This is a genomic window from Rhizobium sp. UFLA01-1127 (assembly GCF_059803845.1).
In genome coordinates, this window is the sequence record NZ_JAUQTZ010000029.1 from 1 (window position 1) to 17044 (window position 17044).

General features: G+C 57.6%; 19 protein-coding genes. 8 read left to right on the forward strand and 11 right to left on the reverse strand.

The annotated features are described in order from the left end of the window. Nucleotides 1-429 precede the first annotated feature (429 nt). Both Q4Q11_RS09710 and Q4Q11_RS09715 read right to left on the reverse strand, forming a co-directional pair. Nucleotides 430-1257 carry a GGDEF domain-containing protein gene (locus tag Q4Q11_RS09710; protein WP_498569360.1) on the reverse strand — a complete coding sequence of 276 codons (828 nt, stop codon included), beginning with the start codon at nucleotides 1255-1257 and terminating at the stop codon, nucleotides 430-432. A 169-nt stretch (nucleotides 1258-1426) separates the two neighbouring features. After that, on the reverse strand, nucleotides 1427-1873 hold the full coding sequence (locus Q4Q11_RS09715; protein WP_498569361.1) for a hypothetical protein: 447 nt from the start codon (nucleotides 1871-1873) through the stop codon (nucleotides 1427-1429). A 20-nt stretch (nucleotides 1874-1893) separates the two neighbouring features. On the opposite strand from Q4Q11_RS09715, the gene Q4Q11_RS09720 reads away from it, so the two are divergent. Then, a complete protein-coding gene (locus tag Q4Q11_RS09720) occupies nucleotides 1894-3066 on the forward strand; it encodes an acetate/propionate family kinase (RefSeq protein WP_498569362.1) in 1173 nt (390 codons plus the stop codon). A 19-nt stretch (nucleotides 3067-3085) separates the two neighbouring features. Continuing rightward, complete coding sequence (locus tag Q4Q11_RS09725; RefSeq protein WP_498569363.1) at nucleotides 3086-5461, forward strand: phosphoketolase family protein; 2376 nt, start codon at nucleotides 3086-3088, stop codon at nucleotides 5459-5461. A 346-nt stretch (nucleotides 5462-5807) separates the two neighbouring features. On the opposite strand, the gene Q4Q11_RS09730 is transcribed toward Q4Q11_RS09725, so the two are convergent. Further along, entirely contained in the window at nucleotides 5808-6269 is a 462-nt protein-coding gene (locus Q4Q11_RS09730) for a YbhB/YbcL family Raf kinase inhibitor-like protein (protein ID WP_112509700.1), read from the reverse strand. A 139-nt stretch (nucleotides 6270-6408) separates the two neighbouring features. Between Q4Q11_RS09730 and Q4Q11_RS09735 the strand changes: the two genes are divergently transcribed. Next, nucleotides 6409-6669, forward strand: a complete 261-nt coding sequence (locus Q4Q11_RS09735; protein WP_112509698.1) for a DUF2934 domain-containing protein — start codon at nucleotides 6409-6411, stop codon at nucleotides 6667-6669. Between the two features lie 90 nt (nucleotides 6670-6759). Here Q4Q11_RS09735 and Q4Q11_RS09740 read toward each other — a convergent pair whose 3' ends face one another. Then, entirely contained in the window at nucleotides 6760-7098 is a 339-nt protein-coding gene (locus tag Q4Q11_RS09740) for a hypothetical protein (RefSeq protein ID WP_498569364.1), read from the reverse strand. A gap of 272 nt (nucleotides 7099-7370) precedes the next feature. On the opposite strand from Q4Q11_RS09740, the gene Q4Q11_RS09745 reads away from it, so the two are divergent. Both Q4Q11_RS09745 and Q4Q11_RS09750 read left to right on the forward strand, forming a co-directional pair. Beyond that, nucleotides 7371-7694: a hypothetical protein gene (locus tag Q4Q11_RS09745; RefSeq protein WP_112509694.1), complete on the forward strand. Its 324-nt coding sequence runs from the start codon at nucleotides 7371-7373 to the stop codon at nucleotides 7692-7694. A 76-nt stretch (nucleotides 7695-7770) separates the two neighbouring features. Further along, complete coding sequence (locus tag Q4Q11_RS09750; RefSeq protein ID WP_498569365.1) at nucleotides 7771-8055, forward strand: hypothetical protein; 285 nt, start codon at nucleotides 7771-7773, stop codon at nucleotides 8053-8055. A gap of 8 nt (nucleotides 8056-8063) precedes the next feature. Here the strand turns inward: Q4Q11_RS09750 and Q4Q11_RS09755 are convergent, their stop codons facing one another. From Q4Q11_RS09755 to Q4Q11_RS09765, 3 genes are all read right to left on the reverse strand, one after another. Beyond that, nucleotides 8064-8210, reverse strand: a complete 147-nt coding sequence (locus tag Q4Q11_RS09755; RefSeq protein WP_498569366.1) for a hypothetical protein — start codon at nucleotides 8208-8210, stop codon at nucleotides 8064-8066. 14 nt (nucleotides 8211-8224) lie between these two features. Next, nucleotides 8225-8737, reverse strand: a complete 513-nt coding sequence (locus tag Q4Q11_RS09760) for a BON domain-containing protein (RefSeq protein WP_498569367.1) — start codon at nucleotides 8735-8737, stop codon at nucleotides 8225-8227. Between the two features lie 76 nt (nucleotides 8738-8813). Further along, nucleotides 8814-9518, reverse strand: a complete 705-nt coding sequence (locus Q4Q11_RS09765; RefSeq protein WP_498569368.1) for an MgtC/SapB family protein — start codon at nucleotides 9516-9518, stop codon at nucleotides 8814-8816. Between the two features lie 300 nt (nucleotides 9519-9818). Here Q4Q11_RS09765 and Q4Q11_RS09770 point away from each other — a divergent pair, with 300 nt between their 5' ends. After that, nucleotides 9819-10652, forward strand: coding sequence for an FkbM family methyltransferase (locus Q4Q11_RS09770; RefSeq protein ID WP_498569369.1), 834 nt, complete (start codon nucleotides 9819-9821; stop codon nucleotides 10650-10652). Nucleotides 10653-10713: 61 nt separating this feature from the next. Here the strand turns inward: Q4Q11_RS09770 and Q4Q11_RS09775 are convergent, their stop codons facing one another. The 4 genes from Q4Q11_RS09775 to Q4Q11_RS09790 all read right to left on the reverse strand — a co-directional run bounded on the left by Q4Q11_RS09775 (nucleotide 10714) and on the right by Q4Q11_RS09790 (nucleotide 15099). Next, on the reverse strand, nucleotides 10714-11031 hold the full coding sequence (locus Q4Q11_RS09775; protein WP_498569370.1) for a hypothetical protein: 318 nt from the start codon (nucleotides 11029-11031) through the stop codon (nucleotides 10714-10716). A gap of 336 nt (nucleotides 11032-11367) precedes the next feature. Next, nucleotides 11368-12684 carry a polysaccharide biosynthesis/export family protein gene (locus tag Q4Q11_RS09780; protein WP_498569371.1) on the reverse strand — a complete coding sequence of 439 codons (1317 nt, stop codon included), beginning with the start codon at nucleotides 12682-12684 and terminating at the stop codon, nucleotides 11368-11370. A gap of 106 nt (nucleotides 12685-12790) precedes the next feature. Then, on the reverse strand, nucleotides 12791-13864 hold the full coding sequence (locus Q4Q11_RS09785) for a glycosyltransferase (RefSeq protein ID WP_498569397.1): 1074 nt from the start codon (nucleotides 13862-13864) through the stop codon (nucleotides 12791-12793). A 101-nt stretch (nucleotides 13865-13965) separates the two neighbouring features. Beyond that, nucleotides 13966-15099, reverse strand: coding sequence for an IS630 family transposase (locus tag Q4Q11_RS09790; protein ID WP_498569372.1), 1134 nt, complete (start codon nucleotides 15097-15099; stop codon nucleotides 13966-13968). A 395-nt stretch (nucleotides 15100-15494) separates the two neighbouring features. Between Q4Q11_RS09790 and Q4Q11_RS09795 the strand changes: the two genes are divergently transcribed. Both Q4Q11_RS09795 and Q4Q11_RS09800 read left to right on the forward strand, forming a co-directional pair. Further along, a complete protein-coding gene (locus Q4Q11_RS09795) occupies nucleotides 15495-16109 on the forward strand; it encodes a sugar transferase (RefSeq protein ID WP_498569373.1) in 615 nt (204 codons plus the stop codon). Nucleotides 16110-16270: 161 nt separating this feature from the next. Beyond that, entirely contained in the window at nucleotides 16271-16963 is a 693-nt protein-coding gene (locus tag Q4Q11_RS09800) for a class I SAM-dependent methyltransferase (RefSeq protein WP_112509677.1), read from the forward strand. Nucleotides 16964-17044 lie beyond the last annotated feature (81 nt).

Sequence of the window (17044 nt, forward strand, 5' to 3'; positions counted from 1 at the left end):
TTACGTGGACATTTGCTCGAGAGTTCACGAAGGCCAGTCGCCAGATCGGCGGATCTGCTGTGCCGCGACATCATATCTGTCCATGCATTGGACTTGAGGGAGGCACATATTTTATCCTTCGCTGCCGCCTCTCTTCACCCGACCTGTACGGAACCTCCACGCAATCTGCACAAAAGCCGGCTATGTGGCCGGCAATCGTTCGGGATCATTCCTGACATGGAATTGCCGCCGGTATGATCGCGAAGGTGCGCCGAGACATGAAGTTCAGAGCCGAAGTAAAGCGAACGGTTCTTGCGAATGCTTTGGCAGCATCGCCTGGGATTTCTCAGGCAGGTGCAAGCAGCCTGGCATGGTGGGAAGTTTTCATGACAAGACGCTGTCGTCGCTTGTCATGCGCGCCGGCAAAGGCAACCTTACCGTCGTGCAGGCTCAAGCGCCTTCGAATGCGGACCATGCGGGCGATACGATCCGGAAACCGTTTTTCCCCGATGACTTCACTTCGTAGAGGCCGCGATCCGCTTTCGCAAATATGTCTTTGGCCGAATGGCCTGGGACGATTATGGCCGCGCCGACGGAGGTTGCAATGCGGATGGTCTTCAATGGCGTGGAGACGGTCCAGTTCAATCCCCTGACGACACGGCCGGCGATTCTTGCAAGGTAGTCGGTCGAGGGACATTCGTGGATCACGGCAAACTCGTCGCCACCGATCCGAGCGATCATGCTGGCTTTAGGGACGGCCTGCGAAAGCCTGCGTCCGGCGGCTTTGAGGCAGTCATCGCCCGCCTGGTGCCCAAGCGTGTCATTGACGGACTTGAAACCGTCGAGATCCACCAGGAGCAGAGCCCTGGCCGTCGGTCCTTGTGTTGCGCATACTTCGTTGAAGAAAGTTTCGAAGCGGGTCCGGGACGTCAGCCCGGTCAGAATGTCATGCTCGGCCAATTGGCGGAGCTGCTCGACCATGGTCTTTTCGGCGGTGATGTCCTGTTTCATGCCGAATATTCTTGTCGCGGTCCCGTTCACGACCTCGACGCAGGCGGTTATTCTTATCCACCGGCGGTTTCCGCTTGCGGTTATTATCTGCGCATCCAAGCTGAAACCTTCGCCCGTATGGATTGCTCTCTCACGGACCTCATCAAGCCGGCGGCGAGTCTCCGGAGTGTAGAATTTCAGGATCTCTTCCCGCGTGAGCGGCGTTTGCGGCGCAAGATCGAAGAGTTCATAGACCGTATCCGTCCAGCTAAGCGTCTGGTCGGGCAAGCTGCATTCCCATACTCCGATACGAGCAGCCTTGAACGAACGATCGAACAATTCCCGTAAATGCATGAATTCGCGGGAACCGATTGTCCGTGAGCGGAATATGTCATTTCCATCGCAAGGCATTGAAGGCCCTCACCAGCTGATCGAAGACTGTCGCCGTCCCGGCACTCTATTTCGGAGAAAGGATCGCATGTATTGTTTGCATTCTGGTTTCCAAAAATAACGGCGCTGTGACTGTCGCCGTTGGAAGAGCCCTGTTTCGAGATCGAACCTCCCGACGAAAATCGTCGGCAGCACATCGATCAAACGCCAAATATGCCCGCTGACGAATGCCACAAACCAATCCGCTTCCGCGGCGGAAGCGTGAGAATACTGTGTCAAGGTAGTCTTCGTAGATTGCGCCGGACTGATCGGTAACATCCTCTGTCAAGGCAATAGGATCAAGCAAAACATTGGCTGCGCCGACGACGATCCTCTTCAAGCGCCGGTCGCTGCCGACAACCGCGCTCTCTTTCGCTGCCGATCTTGGTGACAACGTGCCATAGCGGCAAAGAGCCACGCAAGCTGCTTTTACGGTTGCCCTTGCAGGCGAATGCACTAGCTTCTGGTAGTCCACCCCCTTCGTCCGAGGCTGACATGACCGACGATGTCCTGCTGACATTCAATGCCGGATCCTCGACCCTGAAGATCGGGATATTCGAGTTGAAGGGCGCCCGGGCGAGCAATGTCGGTCGCGGGAAGATCGATTTCGATCAAACGCCGCTGACGCTTCGCTATTCCGTCAGGCAGGCTCACTACGAGAAGCCGGTCAAGGGCGACAACGACACGAATTTCGTTTCCATCGTAGGCGAAACCCTGGATCATATGCTCGCTCACCTTCCAGGCGGACTAAGCGCAGTGGCCCACCGCGTCGTCCATGGCGGCATGACGTTCCCCAAGGCCATCCCGCTGGATGATGCCAGGATCGGGCAGATCGAGGCGCTCATTCCGCTCGCCCCTTTGCACCAGCCCCAAGCCTTGCGGGTCATCCGATCGATCGCAACGCTCAGGCCGGATGTCCGGCAGGTCGCTTCGTTCGACACGGCATTCCATTCGTCGCAATCCGACCTCGTGCGGCGACTGGCCATCCCACGCAGGATGCACGACGATGGCGTGCGCCGCTACGGCTTTCACGGCCTTTCCTACAAATACGTCGCCTCCCGGCTTCGGCAGATCGACCCGATAGCCGCCGGGGGTAAGGTGATCGCATGCCACCTCGGCAGCGGCGCCAGCCTATGCGCCATGGAGGATGGCATCAGCCGGGATACAAGCATGGGTTTTTCGGCATTGGACGGGATTCCCATGGCGACACGCCCCGGCTGGCTCGACCCCGGAGCGCTGCTCTATCTCATGAGGAGCGGCATGCGGCAGCCTGACGAGATGGAGGATTTTCTCTATCACGAATGCGGCCTGCTCGGTGTTTCCGGCATCAGCGGCGACACTCGAGTCCTGCTCGGTGACGACAGTCCGGAAGCGGCAGAGGCCATAGATCTGTTCTGCCTGCGCATATCGGGCGAAGTCGGCCGATTATGCACGACGCTCGGAGGCCTTGATGCCATCGTCTTCACGGCCGGCATCGGCGAAAACCAGCCGCAGATCAGAGCCCGCGTTGCACAAAGGCTGCAATGGCTGGGCATTGAAATCGACGGGGACGCGAACAACCGCAATTTGACCTCGATCAACGCGGCATCCAGCCATGCCAAGCTATTTGTCATTCCGACCGATGAGGAGCAGGTGATCGCCGAGGAGGCGACGGCACTCATCATGTGACGAAAACGAGGAGACGGAAATGAATGCAGTCGCCACACCGCTTTCGCCCGAAGAACTCGCTCTGATCGACCGCTACTGGAAGGCCGCCAATTATCTTTCGGTCGGCCAGATCTATCTGATGGACAATCCGCTGCTGCGCGAACCGCTGAAGCCCGAGCACATCAAACCGAGATTGCTCGGCCACTGGGGCACGACGCCGGGACTGAACTTCATCTACGCGCATCTCAACCGCCTCATCAAGGCGCGCGATCTCGACGTCATCTATGTATGCGGCCCGGGCCATGGCGGCCCCGGCATGGTTGCCAACACCTATCTCGAGGGCACCTATAGCGAAATCTATCCGGATATCTCCGAGACGGCGGAAGGGATGCAAAGACTGTTCAAGCAGTTTTCCTTCCCCGGCGGCATTCCAAGCCATGCAGCGCCTGAGACGCCCGGATCCATCCACGAAGGCGGTGAGCTCGGCTATGCGCTCGTACATGCCTTTGGAGCCGCCTTCGACAATCCCGATCTTATCGTAGCCTGCGTCGTTGGCGACGGCGAGGCCGAAACCGGACCGCTCGCAGCAGGCTGGCATTCCAACAAGTTCCTCAATCCGGCGCGCGACGGCGCAGTGCTGCCGATCCTCCATCTCAACGGCTACAAGATCGCCAATCCGACGATCCTCGGCCGGGCAAGCGATGAGGATCTGCGCAACCTGTTTTCTGGCTACGGCTACGAGGCCTTCTTCGTCGAAGGGCATGAACCGGCGCTCATGCATCAGAGGATGGCCGCCACTTTCGACCAGGTGTTCGATCGCATCCGCGGCATACAGCGGAACGCTCGTGAAAAAACATCAGTCGAAGCCATGCCCCGCTGGCCGATGATCGTGCTGCGCAGTCCGAAAGGCTGGACAGGCCCGAGGCAAGTCGATGGCAAGAAGGTCGAAGGCTTCTGGCGAGCGCATCAGGTGCCCGTTGCCAATTGCCGCGGCAACGAGGATCATCGCAAGATTCTGGAAGACTGGATGCGCAGCTATGATCCGGACGATCTCTTCGATCGTGAAGGACGCTTGAAGACCGAACTGCAGGCGCTTGCGCCCCAGGGCAAACGGCGCATGGGCGCCAATCCCCATGCCAATGGCGGCCTGCTTCGCAAGGAGCTTTCCGTTCCGTCCATCGAGAATTACGCCATCGAGATCGGCGAACGCGGCAGCAAGCAGGTGCAATCCACCGAAATCCTTGGTCAGTATCTGCGCGACACGCTGAAGCTCAATGATGTCAAGCAGAATTTCCGCATCTTCGGTCCCGACGAGACGGAATCGAACCGGCTCGGCAGCGTCTTCGATGTCACGGATCGGGTCTGGATGGAGGCGATCGAAGATTACGATGTCCACCTGGCTCGGGATGGCCGGGTCATGGAGGTCTTGAGCGAGCATCTGTGCCAGGGCTGGCTGGAAGGCTATCTGCTTACCGGCAGGCACGGGCTTTTCTCGTGCTACGAGGCCTTTATCCACATCATCGATTCCATGTTCAACCAGCACGCCAAATGGCTGAAGGTCTCGCGCGAACTGCCATGGCGCAAGCCGATCTCGTCGCTGAACTATCTCTTGACATCGCATGTCTGGCGGCAGGATCACAACGGCTTCTCCCATCAGGATCCCGGCTTCGTCGATCTCGTCGCCAACAAGAAGGCCGATATCGTGCGCATCTATCTGCCGCCGGACGCCAACACGCTGTTATGGGTCGGCGATCATTGCCTCAGAACCTATGACCGGATCAACGTCATCGTTGCCGGCAAGCAGCCGGAATCGCAGTGGCTCACGATGGACGAGGCGATCGCCCATTGTAAGGCGGGCGTCGGCGTCTGGGATTGGGCAAGCTACGAAGACAATACGATCGCCCCCGATGTCGTCATGGCCTGCGCCGGCGACGTTCCGACCATGGAGACACTTGCCGCCGTCATGCTGCTGCATGAGGCAATCCCAGATCTCAAGATCCGGACGGTCAACGTGGTCGATCTTCTGGCTCTGCAGGACCCGAACCAGCATCCGCACGGTCTCGATCATCAAACCTTCGATCAGATCTTCACCAAGGACAAGCCGGTGATCTTCGCCTATCACGGCTATCCCTATCTGATCCACCGGCTGACCTACAGACGAACCAACCACGACAACATTCATGTACGCGGGTTCATCGAGGAGGGTACGACGACAACCCCCTTCGACATGACCGTGCTGAACGAACTCGACCGCTATCATCTCGCGCTTGAAGCGATCGACCGCGTGCCGGGCCTGGCGGAAAAGGTTCCCGACGTCAGACACGAGTTAAAGGCGAAGCTTATCAAGCATCACGACTATGTCCGGCGTTACGGTGAGGACATGCCCGAAGTCGGGGATTGGCGATGGAAGCGATAGACGTGGCCCGGGCTCCATATCGGCCGAAACATCAGGCGTGTATTGTGCTGAAACAGCTATGCTCGTAGTCCTTGCTGCGACCTCTCGTCTATCCGGCAAACCGCACCAGCAGGATCACGAGCACTGCTGCCACAAGCCCGCCGATGAAGATCAAGCGCTGCACCGCCGCTCGCCTTGACGAACATCCTGGGCTGAGAACATGCGCGGCTTGTCCTTGTCCATGTCACCTCGGTCTTTCCTGCTCATTGCAGCAATCCCAGGGACGCCGGATTTCGGCACCCATTCAACTCGTATCGACGCGGTCGGCGTCGAGATGCGCCGATCGCGTCCGCTTGCAGATCTCAACCTACGATTGATAGGTGCCGGTGAGGCTCGCCTCCGCCAGCATGTGTTTCTTCACCTTCTGCCACATCGCTTCGGCTCCGATGGCTTCAGGAAGCGTGACCCTCGGTACGTCGAGGGCGGCCAACCGAAAAATATAGCGATGAGGAGGATCTCCGCTCGGTGGCTTCGGACCGTCATAGCGCGCGTTGCCGAAATCGTTCTTATAAAAGCGCAGTGCCTGCTCCTGCATTGTATCTACGCCTTCGGCCAGGCCGCCCCATTGCGCGGGAATATTGGCGATGCCGCAATGGCAAAACGTGCCGCTCGGCGCGTCCGGATCCTCGATGATAAAAGCGAAACTTTGGGTCTTTTCGGGAGCGCCGCCCCAGGCGAGCGGCGGGAACATATTCTCGCCATCCAGCGCGTATCTGTCCGGTATCGGCTCGTTTTCAGCAAAGGCTTTGCTGATCAACGTCAAAGCCATTCGATCCTCCTTTTACTGTCATGGATTCATGAGTTTGTGAAGTTCGGAACATATGGTGCAACCCGTCAGTGCCATTATTGTTCCGCGCGGGAACCTTGCCCCTCACCCGCGGTTCGAAACGGCCACGAAGGAGGAAAAAATGACGGATGAGCGGTTCGAGTGGATCAGCAGGCGGGCCTATGCCATTTGGGAGGCCGCCGGCCGGCCTTGGGGATGCAGCCAGCATCATTGGGAACAGGCGGCCAAGGAGCGCGAGATCATGGAACGAACCCGGGCATCCGCCGACGGCGAGGAGATACTTGCAAGGTTTCGACCGAAGGCCGCCGAAACGCCCCGATCCGAGGATGATGCACGAGACACCGAGAAGAACCAGGTCCCCGACGGCCGCCGCGTCGGATAAGGACCGCAAGCAGGCACCGCTGTGCCACTCGCCCGCGCGCACCCGACCCACTGTACGATCATCGATCATGCCTTTTGCCAGGGAGATCGCCTAATTCTGCGTTCCGTCGCGGCTCGGCTGGGCCGGCGTACTCTTTATGCCATGCTGATTGTTGTCCGTGCGATCGGTCGGTGCGGGCTGCGCAGATTGGCCGGCAGGCGGGATATTGTCGATCGTGCCGCCCTGCGGCTGCCCGGAGGAGGAGCTGATAGCCGGCCCCGGGCTTTGAGATTTATCCGGTTCGATATGGCGGCTCCACATTTCAACACCGGCCCATACGATTGCGGCCAGAACCAGCGCAATGATGAGGAGCGTGGATAGATGGGTGCCACGTACTCCCTGGCGAGCCTCTGTCGCCGAAAGTGGCTTCTTTGGTTCCGGGGATGCCATTTTAGGCCTCCGTTCGTTTTAACCCTGGTGTTGGCCTAACCGGAATAGCTGGAGATAGTTCCATTTCGTCGCATTCTCCGTCCAATCGGCTTGAATCGGAACATTGCGCGCCACGGCACGTTAGCCCATGAGGTAACAGATCGTGCCAAGCGGACGCGATGGCGCTGAAGAATATGGAGATTTTTCCGCTTTCTCTCCATAGCCAACGAAACGGCAGTCGAGCTTCCTACCCATCCGATCTGTGCCTTTCCAACGTTCAAGGAGGTGGAAAGATGGACGAGGCTTTGAAGCTCTACCGTTTGGTTCCGGTCGCGGCCGAAGATGATCCCAACTGGCTGGACGCCAGATCTCGTGGCGAAATCCTCGTTGCTGCTCGAACCGCGGGCGACGCACGCATCGTCGCGGCCGAAACGGAGCTGGATTTCATGGACATCGGCGCCGCCCCCGCGGAGGACAAGACGACCAGAATGGCAAGCGTCTTCCGCAACGAGAAACTCTATACAGTCATCGAGGTGGACAATGGCAAGGAATATCGCGAACGCGGTGTCGTCGAAGGTTCCATCGGCATCGACACCATCATTTCGACCCAGGTCTGATCGGCGGGGTCATTCGAGTGGCGAGATACTGGCCAAATGCGGTCGCGTCTTGCTGACAGCGGCCATAGCGGCAGTCATGGCGTCGAACCTCGCATCGGCACAGCAACAGCCGGGTAGCGACCGCTGCAAGGCGACCGACACAAATCGGCAGACGGAGAACAAGCCGACTGACAATGGGCAAGCAGCCCCCGCACCGGACGATCCCGGCAAAAAGCTGTCGGATTGCGGCGGCGTCCTCAAGCCCCCGGCCGTCGGCGACAGCAAGATGGAAAAGCCTGCTCCGGATGTCGGCAATACCCCGATCATCAAACCGGGCGAGACGCCGCCGGAACAACCCAACAATCAGCAGCCGAGCAAATGAGACTATCGCTAGGGCTTCGGCTCCGGCTGCTGAATGGGGCCGTGCGTGACGGCGCCGGGGTCTCGACCATTACTCGACGTAAACGGCTTGATCACGACAATCCCCAGGATGGAGGCGATCATCAGACCGAAGATGACGAGCAACAGCGTTCGCATCTCGCAGGCCCGGTCTATGGCGACTTGCGGACAGCAAGATTGCTGTCATGCCCGATAATGCCGCGCGCCTGCCGGGAAATTGCCTCGGCACGCTGCTTGGCTTCGTGATTTTCGACGGAGCCTTCGATAATGACGCGTCCACGACTGACACTGACGAAAATATTCGCCTCATCAAGCAGCTGATCGGCCTTCAACCAGCCTTCGATCTCTGCGCGAATTTCCGCGTCCGTTCTCTCCTGCTTCGGGGCTTGATCGCCTTCACCGTGATCCGCGGCCATCCCCTCTCTACCAGCTCCGCCCGGTCGAGAGACTGTTCGCGGATGGGATATCCTGAAATGGATCTCCTCGGCCATCTGCTGGCGCTGCACGTCGCATTCGGACGAATCTTCGCAGCGCGCATCGTCAGTTCCATTCTCCGGCGCGATATCTCCTGAACCGCCGGCGGCCTGATCGAGGGCTTGAAGGGTGCGGATATCGCCGCGATCCGGAGAATCTCGTGCCGCTTTGCTGTTCTTGGTCTCAATCATCGTTTTCTCCCTGTCTCATATTTGATATGAGACAAACCGCTGCCGCCGGCGAATGTTCCGGTCTTGATGTCGATGGCTACGAGCCCACCGTCAGCATCTCGAAGGAAACGATCTTGTGGTGTTCCTGCAGGGAGGCGAGCAGCTGCGCACCGCCGCCATCGCGACCAGCGTGCTTCCAGCGCACATCGTAAGTGATATGCGACATAGTCTCGTCGGGGGCGGCTACCTTGCCGATAAATGAAAAGACATATCCATGCGGCTCAAGCGCTGTCTGCATGCCAGTGGCGATATCGGCGTCACCGGGAAGTTCGATCACGAAACGAGCCTTTTGCCGGTGCGACATCAGCCGGTCGAACTGTTTGAAAGGGGATAGCACGACAAAGGCGATAACGGCGCCGAGCGAACCCACGATCAGCTGGCCGCCGCCGATGCACAGGCCAATGGCCGTCATGATCCATAGGGTCGCCGCTGTCGTTACGCCGGTGACCAGATCACCACGTTTAAGGATGGCGCCACCGCCGATGAAACCCACCCCGGTCAGCACGCCGAGCGGAAAGCGCAGCACATCCATCGAGGCAAATGATTGCTGTGCCTTACCCAAGGTGGACAGCAGGAGATTGGCCTGGATCATTGACAAGCAGGCGGCAAGTCCCACCAGAATCGTCGTCCGGAACCCGGCCGCATGTCCGCCCACCTCGCGATTGATGCCGATCATGGCGCCGGCGGTGACCACCAGTAGCAGACGCACAGCAATATCGAGCCAGTTCGGATCCAGGGTCATGCTGTCTACCGTAATCGGCAAGGCATCCTCCCGCGGGAAGCTCATCGCGGCAATTTTCTCATGTGAGAACAATGCCGGCGGCGTTTCGTTCCATGCCCGATGTTTTGCGGTTGAAAGGGTTTCGCCGGTTTGGCGGTCGGATCAAACGGAGCATTTGCCAAGCCGGTGAAGATCGTGCCAGCAGGCCTCACGACCGAAGATTGAGGAGGAAGAAGTGCGGACGCCCGACACTGCAAATATCGATTGGTAAGGCGTGAATGATGCGCTAATTTGAACTATCGAAATATCTGGATAGCCAAGATGTTTGACGCCAAGAAATTCATATTGTCTGGACTATCGTCTGCATTTGGCAGATTTCATAAGAATAGAAGCTTACAGAGAATTATCTTCAACGCCATTCGCCTTAACAGGGCTGAAATATCCGACATCATACTGGACGAAAACGCCAGATTCATCGGCTACTGCCTGGCCAGGCGAAGCTGGTCGCACGCCCAGATCATGCAGGATCTCTGGGTATGTTTTGAGCTGGCGGAGAAAAGAGACGGATTTTTCGTGGAATTCGGCTCGACCAATGGCTTGAAGAACAGCAACAGCTGGCTCCTCGAAAAGAAGTTCGGCTGGCATGGCATCCTCGCCGAGCCCAATCCGATCTGGCATTCGGACCTGGCCGCCAACAGGTCCGCCTCCATCGAGCATCGATGCGTGTCGTCGAGTTCCGGCGCGACGGTCAATTTCATTGCCACGGATGAGACCGACCCGGAATTGAGCTCCATTGCCGATTTTTCCCAAGGAGACCATTTTTCCGGCGTTCGCAGTAAGGGAAGACAGATCAGGGTCGAAACCATATCGCTGGACGATCTGCTCGATACCTATGACGCACCAGCCGTCATCGACTACCTTTCGATAGATACGGAAGGGAGCGAGCTGGATATACTTTCCGCCTATAGCTTCAGCCGGGAATTTCAGCTCATTTCCGTGGAGAACAATCCCAAGACCGAAGCGGCAATCCAAACGCTTCTGGAGAACAAGGGATACAAGCGGGTGTTTCCGCAGTTTTCGCAGTGGGATGGCTGGTATGTTTCTCGGAAGCTCAGAAGCGAAGAACAGGATAAAATTATAGCGCCTGAATCCTGATTGACACCCGATTTGCGCTACGCGGAAACGAACGCGCGGGACGATCCGACCGATCTTCGTATCAGTCCTGTATTCCCGGGCGAGCTTTGTCTACGCTTGCGCGCTCGGCCTTCGGGGAAAGTCTTCCGTCCGAATGGGCTTGAAACAGGTTGCCCGCAAAGAGATCCGAACCGTTCTTGGATGTCGACCTGCCGATATCCCGCCCCAGCACTTTCACGTAGATGATGTAAAGCAGCAGGCGGGGAAAAATATAACCTGCCTCGAGCACGGCAGCCAGAATGAAGGACCATAGGGCGATGTCGAGCGCAGAGCTCCCGGAGCCGATATTGGCGAATGCGTAACCGGCCATCACAATCAGGACGATTATCGTAAAAAGCAAAATTGGTACCCTCAAGGCGCATAAGGCCCCGACGACGAATGAGACAATGAGACCCCAAGCCATCAAACGCCTAGCTCCGAGTAGTTCATCTTCAATCAAGAACAATACCGAGCAATAGTATCCGTGATCTGCGCCTCGGGGACAAGTCGAATATTCCTGACTTATGCAGTTATACGCCCAATTTTCCAAGAAAGACTGTCATTTGGATCTATGTCGCTACTTTTAGGCGAACAACCGCTACGCGCGATACGCGCTTGATGCGAAAACCCTCCGTAAAGCATCTCCTGCCTGGGTGGCTCGTGGAATTGCCCGAATCCGCAGGAAACCATCTCCCGGTCAAGGAGACAAAGCCGGGCCTCTGCCGCTGTCCGTCGTCTGTGTCAGCGCTTGCGGCTTCGCATCTTCCACGCGAATGACATCCCCCGGCGCGACCGGATCATTGTCGCTTGCGGCCATGCTGTGCAGCGTACCGTCGACCACGCGATCGATCGTCGTCTTGAGCGTCCGTCGCGGATCCTCGCTTGCCACACTTGCCGCAGCAGCCGGAGCGCGCGCTTGAATATTGTCGAGCAAGGCCTGTGTCGTCGCTGCCTTTTCCCTGTTGGCCGCGAGACGATCGCGCACATCCGCAGCTTCTGTCAGTGCCTGCGTACGATAGCGATTGCTGACATCGGCAATATCGCCATCCGCCTTTGCAATGTCCTGTCGCGCCTTGAGATTGGCGAGTGCCACGTCAAGGTTCTGGCTTTCTAGCTGCGCCAGGTTCTGGTTGGCGTTGAGCTCACGCGACGACACGGTCAGTCCCTGCGAAATCAGCTTGTTGACCGTACCGACATCCTTGTTGGCGAGCTCTATCTGCTTGGCGAGCGAGGTGGCCTTGGAGGTGAGTGCCTCGATCTGATTGCTGGCAAGCAGCTTTGCCTGGTTCAGCGCGTCGATCTCGGTGCGCAGCGAGCGCTCGCGCGTATCGAACAAATCCTGCTCCTCATGCATCATTCGGGAGATGAGCGGATCGTCTGCGCGCTGCATGATCTCCGACGGGAAGCTGATCGAGGGCCTGTTGTCGATGACCGCATCCAGACGCGCCTGCCGCGCCAGAAGGCTGAGCCGCTCGACATCCAAAGAACGAAGGTCGCCCCGGGCGACCAGAGCCTCCCGCTGCAGGCCGACAAGCGTCGGATCGGTGACCCCGAACGTGCCTCCGGCCATGCTGAGTGCCTGGACGACCGTAAGGCCGGGGCTATAGTCGTAACGCCCCGGCTTCGCCACCAGTCCGGTCAGGAAGAACGGCCGGTATTGCGCCACTTCCACCGATGCATTGGGACGCTTTTGCATGCCGACCTGCGTCTTCAGCCGTTCGCCGATGCTTTCGGCCACTTGCTCCGAAGTCATTCCTGCCGCCGGCACGATCCCTATGATGGGAAGCGACAGGTTACCGGAAGCAGAGATGACAAACTCGCCGGTCAACGGCTCCCACTCCACTGCGGAGCCGGTCATCGGCCGCCATTCGTATACGCGTATGCGCAGCTTGTCCTGAGGGCCGAGAACATAATCATCCGCATAGACGCTCGACATGCCCAGCACGGAAGCCAGGATGATCGTGCCCAGGGCAAGCAGCCGATACCCGGAACGCCGATGATTTTTCTGAGCCATATTGTCCCGGCCCATTCCACTGCACACTGACCTGTTCGGCTCCATGGCCTACCACTCCTGCTCGACGATAGAGGTGCCTCGCTGATGCCGCCTTTGCGGCAACACCCTAGCCGTGAACGACTTTGGGCTGCTCACCGGTCGATCTGTTGACGAACGATGCAAACTTTCTCATGAAGATTTCGGTTCTGAATTCCGCCGCACGCGCGACGGCATCGCCCGGACGCAGATCCATGCGCTCGAGATGCTCGACTGCCTCGATCAGGGCGTCTACCGTCTGTGTATCGAAGAACACTCCCGTCTTTTCGGCAACAACCGTTTCGGTCGCGCCGCCGCGATTGAAGGCAATAACGGGCCGGCCGCTCGCCATCGCCTCAACAGGCACGATCCCGAAGTCCTCTTCACCCGGAAAAATCAGCGCCTTGCAGCGTGCATATTGCTCCTGCAGGACACGAAACGGCTGCGGCCCCATTATCGTCACCGTCGGCCCCGCCATTTTCCGCAATCGTTCGAGCATCTCGCCGCCGCCGATGACGACAAGCTTCATCTTCATTCGATTGAACGCCTCCACTGCAAGGTCGGGTCGCTTGTAGCCGACGAGTTCGCCGACCATGAGATAATGATCGCTGACTTCCGCCTGGGGCACCGGGTGAAATGCGGACGTATCGACCGGCGGGTGAATGACTTCGGCATCCCGCCGGTAGTAGCTCTTGATACGCCGGGCAACCGTGATCGAATTTGCAGCAAAGTCATCCACGCGATTGGCGGTCGCGACATCCCATGTTCTTAGATAATGGGCAAGCGGCGGCATCATCAGGCGCGTCATGAGACCGGAACTGTCGTAATAACTATTATACATGTTCCAGATGTACCTCATCGGCGAATGGCAATAACACACATGCAGCGCCGTCGAATTGGGTATTATCCCCTTGGCCGGTCCTGATTCACTGCTGATGACGAGATCGTATTCGTTCAGGTTCACCTGCTCGAGCGCCATGGGCATCAAAGGAAGATATTTCTTATACATTCGCTTCGCATAGGGAAGCCGATCTATGAAGGTCGTATATACCCTATGCTTTTTTATGACGTCGGAGACAACCAAGGGATCGTAGACATGCGTGAAGATGTCCGCGCCCGGATACATCCTGCAGAGGGCCTCGAGAACCTTTTCCCCTCCACGCATTCCAACCAACCAATAATGTATGATTGCGACACGCATGAAGTACCCCATGAACAAGACAGTTATTCGACTGTATTGAATGTATAGTCTGGAGTTATGCCGATTTATCCCCGGTTTCCCGATGCACCCAGGATCCGCGATCCGGGATCTCCCGCATCTTTCTGCCGGAACGTACGCCAGGAGGGATGAACATTGTCGGAACTCAGCCATTTATATGGCTTGATGTTCTCATTATGGCGCTCGATGAAAGTCCGCATATCGGCTTCCAGCTGACTTGCCGAGACGCGGGCGCCAGGCTGCGCCTGCCTGCGGCTCATTTCGCCGAACCAGCTCTCGACCTGGCGCAGCCAGAAAACCGGTGACGGAGTAAAATGTATGTGATAGCGGGGGCGATGCCCCAACCAGGCCTGAACCAATGGGCTCTTTTGTACGTCGCGATTGTCCAAGATGATATGAATATCGAGTTCAGGGGGAACGCTCGCATCGCTCTGTTTCAGAAAATCCAGAAATTCCGCGGCGCCGTGCTGCTTCTGGTATCTATCGGAAACAAAACCGCAGACGATATCAAGGGCACCGACGAGCGAGACCGTACCCTGCCAGGGAGAGGAATGGGGCTGGCCTTCAGCCGCGGACGGATTCGACGGTGCGACGGATCGCCCCTCCTCGAACTCGCGAGGAAGACCCCGCTCGTTGACGCTCAACGCTAATGCGCGGATCGGCGGAGACATGTAAAGTCCAACAATATCGCAGACTTTATCGAGAAAAAGCGGATCGCTCGACGGCTTGAACGTCTGCATGCGATGGGGTTGGAGACCGAACGCGGCCCAGATGCGTCGAATTGTCGTATGCGAAAATCCTGTCGTCGCAGCCATCGAACGGATCGACCAATGCGTGGCGTCTTCGGGCGTGGACTGCAGCGTGCGGGCGATCACCGCCGCAATCTGTTCATCATCGATCCTACGCGGCCTTCCGGGGCGCTCCTCGTCGAGAAGCCCGTCTATGCGGCTTTTCAAGAAGCGCCGGCGCCACTTGCCGACGGTGTTTTCGTGGACTCCGAGCTCCGCCGCCACGGCCTTGCTGGTCATGCCATCAGCACAGCGAAGGATGATCTGACATCGCTCCGCCATAGAGCGCGTTGCCGTCCGACGCCGATGCACTTGTAGCTCCAGATAATCCCGTTCTTCCTTACTCAAAACCAAAGGCTCCGTGGGCCGTCCGGTCGCATTTGCCATCGCCAAGCTCCCTGCCAACAAGTACTTACTAAATGATACGAACTTATGTTCCGATTAGCATCCGATCCACTAAATATATGTTCCAACACGGACCATTATCTAGACTTAGATATGCATAAATAAGTTGTGTAATAACTCGGATTTGTCATAAATAACGCACATATATTGCAGAGCAACAAAGACATTGTCAATTTATTTATTATTTGTTAACCTGAAACTACATTCGAATTCGGCGTGGGACAGCGCCTTTCTAAACATCGCTGACGACATTTCTTTGTTTCTTCCGAATGCGGAGCAAGCTGATGAGGGAAATAAACGTTAGGAGTGAGCTCGATTCACTGGGCCATCTGCGGGCGCGTCGACACGGCGGCACGTCCTTCCGACGGACAAACGCAAAAAGCATGCCTTCCAATACCACCAAGCGTTGCATTGATGCCGTCTTGGCTGGAGGGGCACTGGTTGTATTGGCGCCGATGATTGTCATGGTGGTGGCAATTCTCCTTGTAACGCAGGGGCGGCCGATCTTTCATTCGCATCGGCGCGTCGGCAGGAACGGGGTCCTGTTTCCCTGCCTCAAATTCAGAACGATGGTCAAAAATGGGGATGAGGTTCTGGCTCGGCATCTCGATGCCAATCCTTCCCTCAGGGCGGAGTGGAACGCGACGCGGAAACTGAAGGACGACCCCCGCGTAACCCAATTCGGCAAGCTGCTGCGCAAGAACAGCGTCGATGAAATTCCCCAGCTTTTGAACGTGATCCGGGGAGAAATGAGCCTTGTCGGGCCGCGTCCGATCGTCACCGGCGAAGCCGAGCTCTACGGCGCGCATTTTGCCGACTATATCCGTGTCCGACCCGGTCTGACAGGCCTTTGGCAGGTCAGCGGACGCAGCGACACCAGCTACGATACGCGCGTCGCGCTCGATGTGCGCTACGTTGCCGAACAGAGCCTGTGGGGCGACATCGTGATCATGGCCAAGACCATTCCGGCGGTCTTGTCCTCGCGAGGCAGCTACTGATCAAGCTGCCTCGAATGCATTTCACTACAGACTGCGCAGGCTTTCCATTTCGTAAGCCGCGGCGATCGGAATGACCCAATATTGATCCCCGGAACCTCCGCGGCATCCGACGGCAGGTATATAAACTGCAGGTATGAACTCTTGGCAGGGAACGGTTAGCTTTGCACGATATCTATCTCACCGACCAGTATGCTGAACTGAACCCGACGTGGCACGAGGAGGATTCTCCGTGGAAGGCCCGTCAGATCGAAGCGATCATTCGCAAAAATCGGCTGAACTTCAGCAGCCTTTGCGAAGTCGGCTGCGGCACGGGCGAAATCCTCCTCAATCTGTCGCGCTCCTTTCCAACGGCGCATTTTACAGGCTATGAGGTTTCTCCCCACGCCTATCAAAGAGCAAAGACGAAGGAAACCAGTCGCGTTTCCTTTCAACTGAGCAACATACTTGAGGAAAAGAACAGTTCGTTTGACGTCGTCGTCATTGCGGATGTGATAGAGCACGTCGAAGACTATATTTCCTTCATAAAGGGGCTGCGCTCTTGCGGGCGCTACAAGATCTTCCATATCCCGCTCGACCTTTCGGTGCAGTCGGTTCTGCGCGCTTGGCCGATTGCGAATTTGCGCAACAATGTCGGGCATCTGCATTATTTCTTCAAGGACACGGCGCTCGCTACCCTGCGGGACTGCGGCTACTCCGTCATCGACTACACCTACACCGCAAGCCGCCTGGAACTACCCAACCAGGCCCTCAGCAGCACATTGATGCGGCTGCCGCGCAGGCTGCTTTATTCCATTCATCCGGATTTGGCGGTGCGAATCCTCGGCGGCTACTCGCTTCTCGTTCTTGCAGAGTAGTCACCCATGGCATCAGCCCAAATACATGCGGGGGCCAGCGATGCGGCGAGTTTGCCGCCTCGCTCCCGCGATCCTTCATCT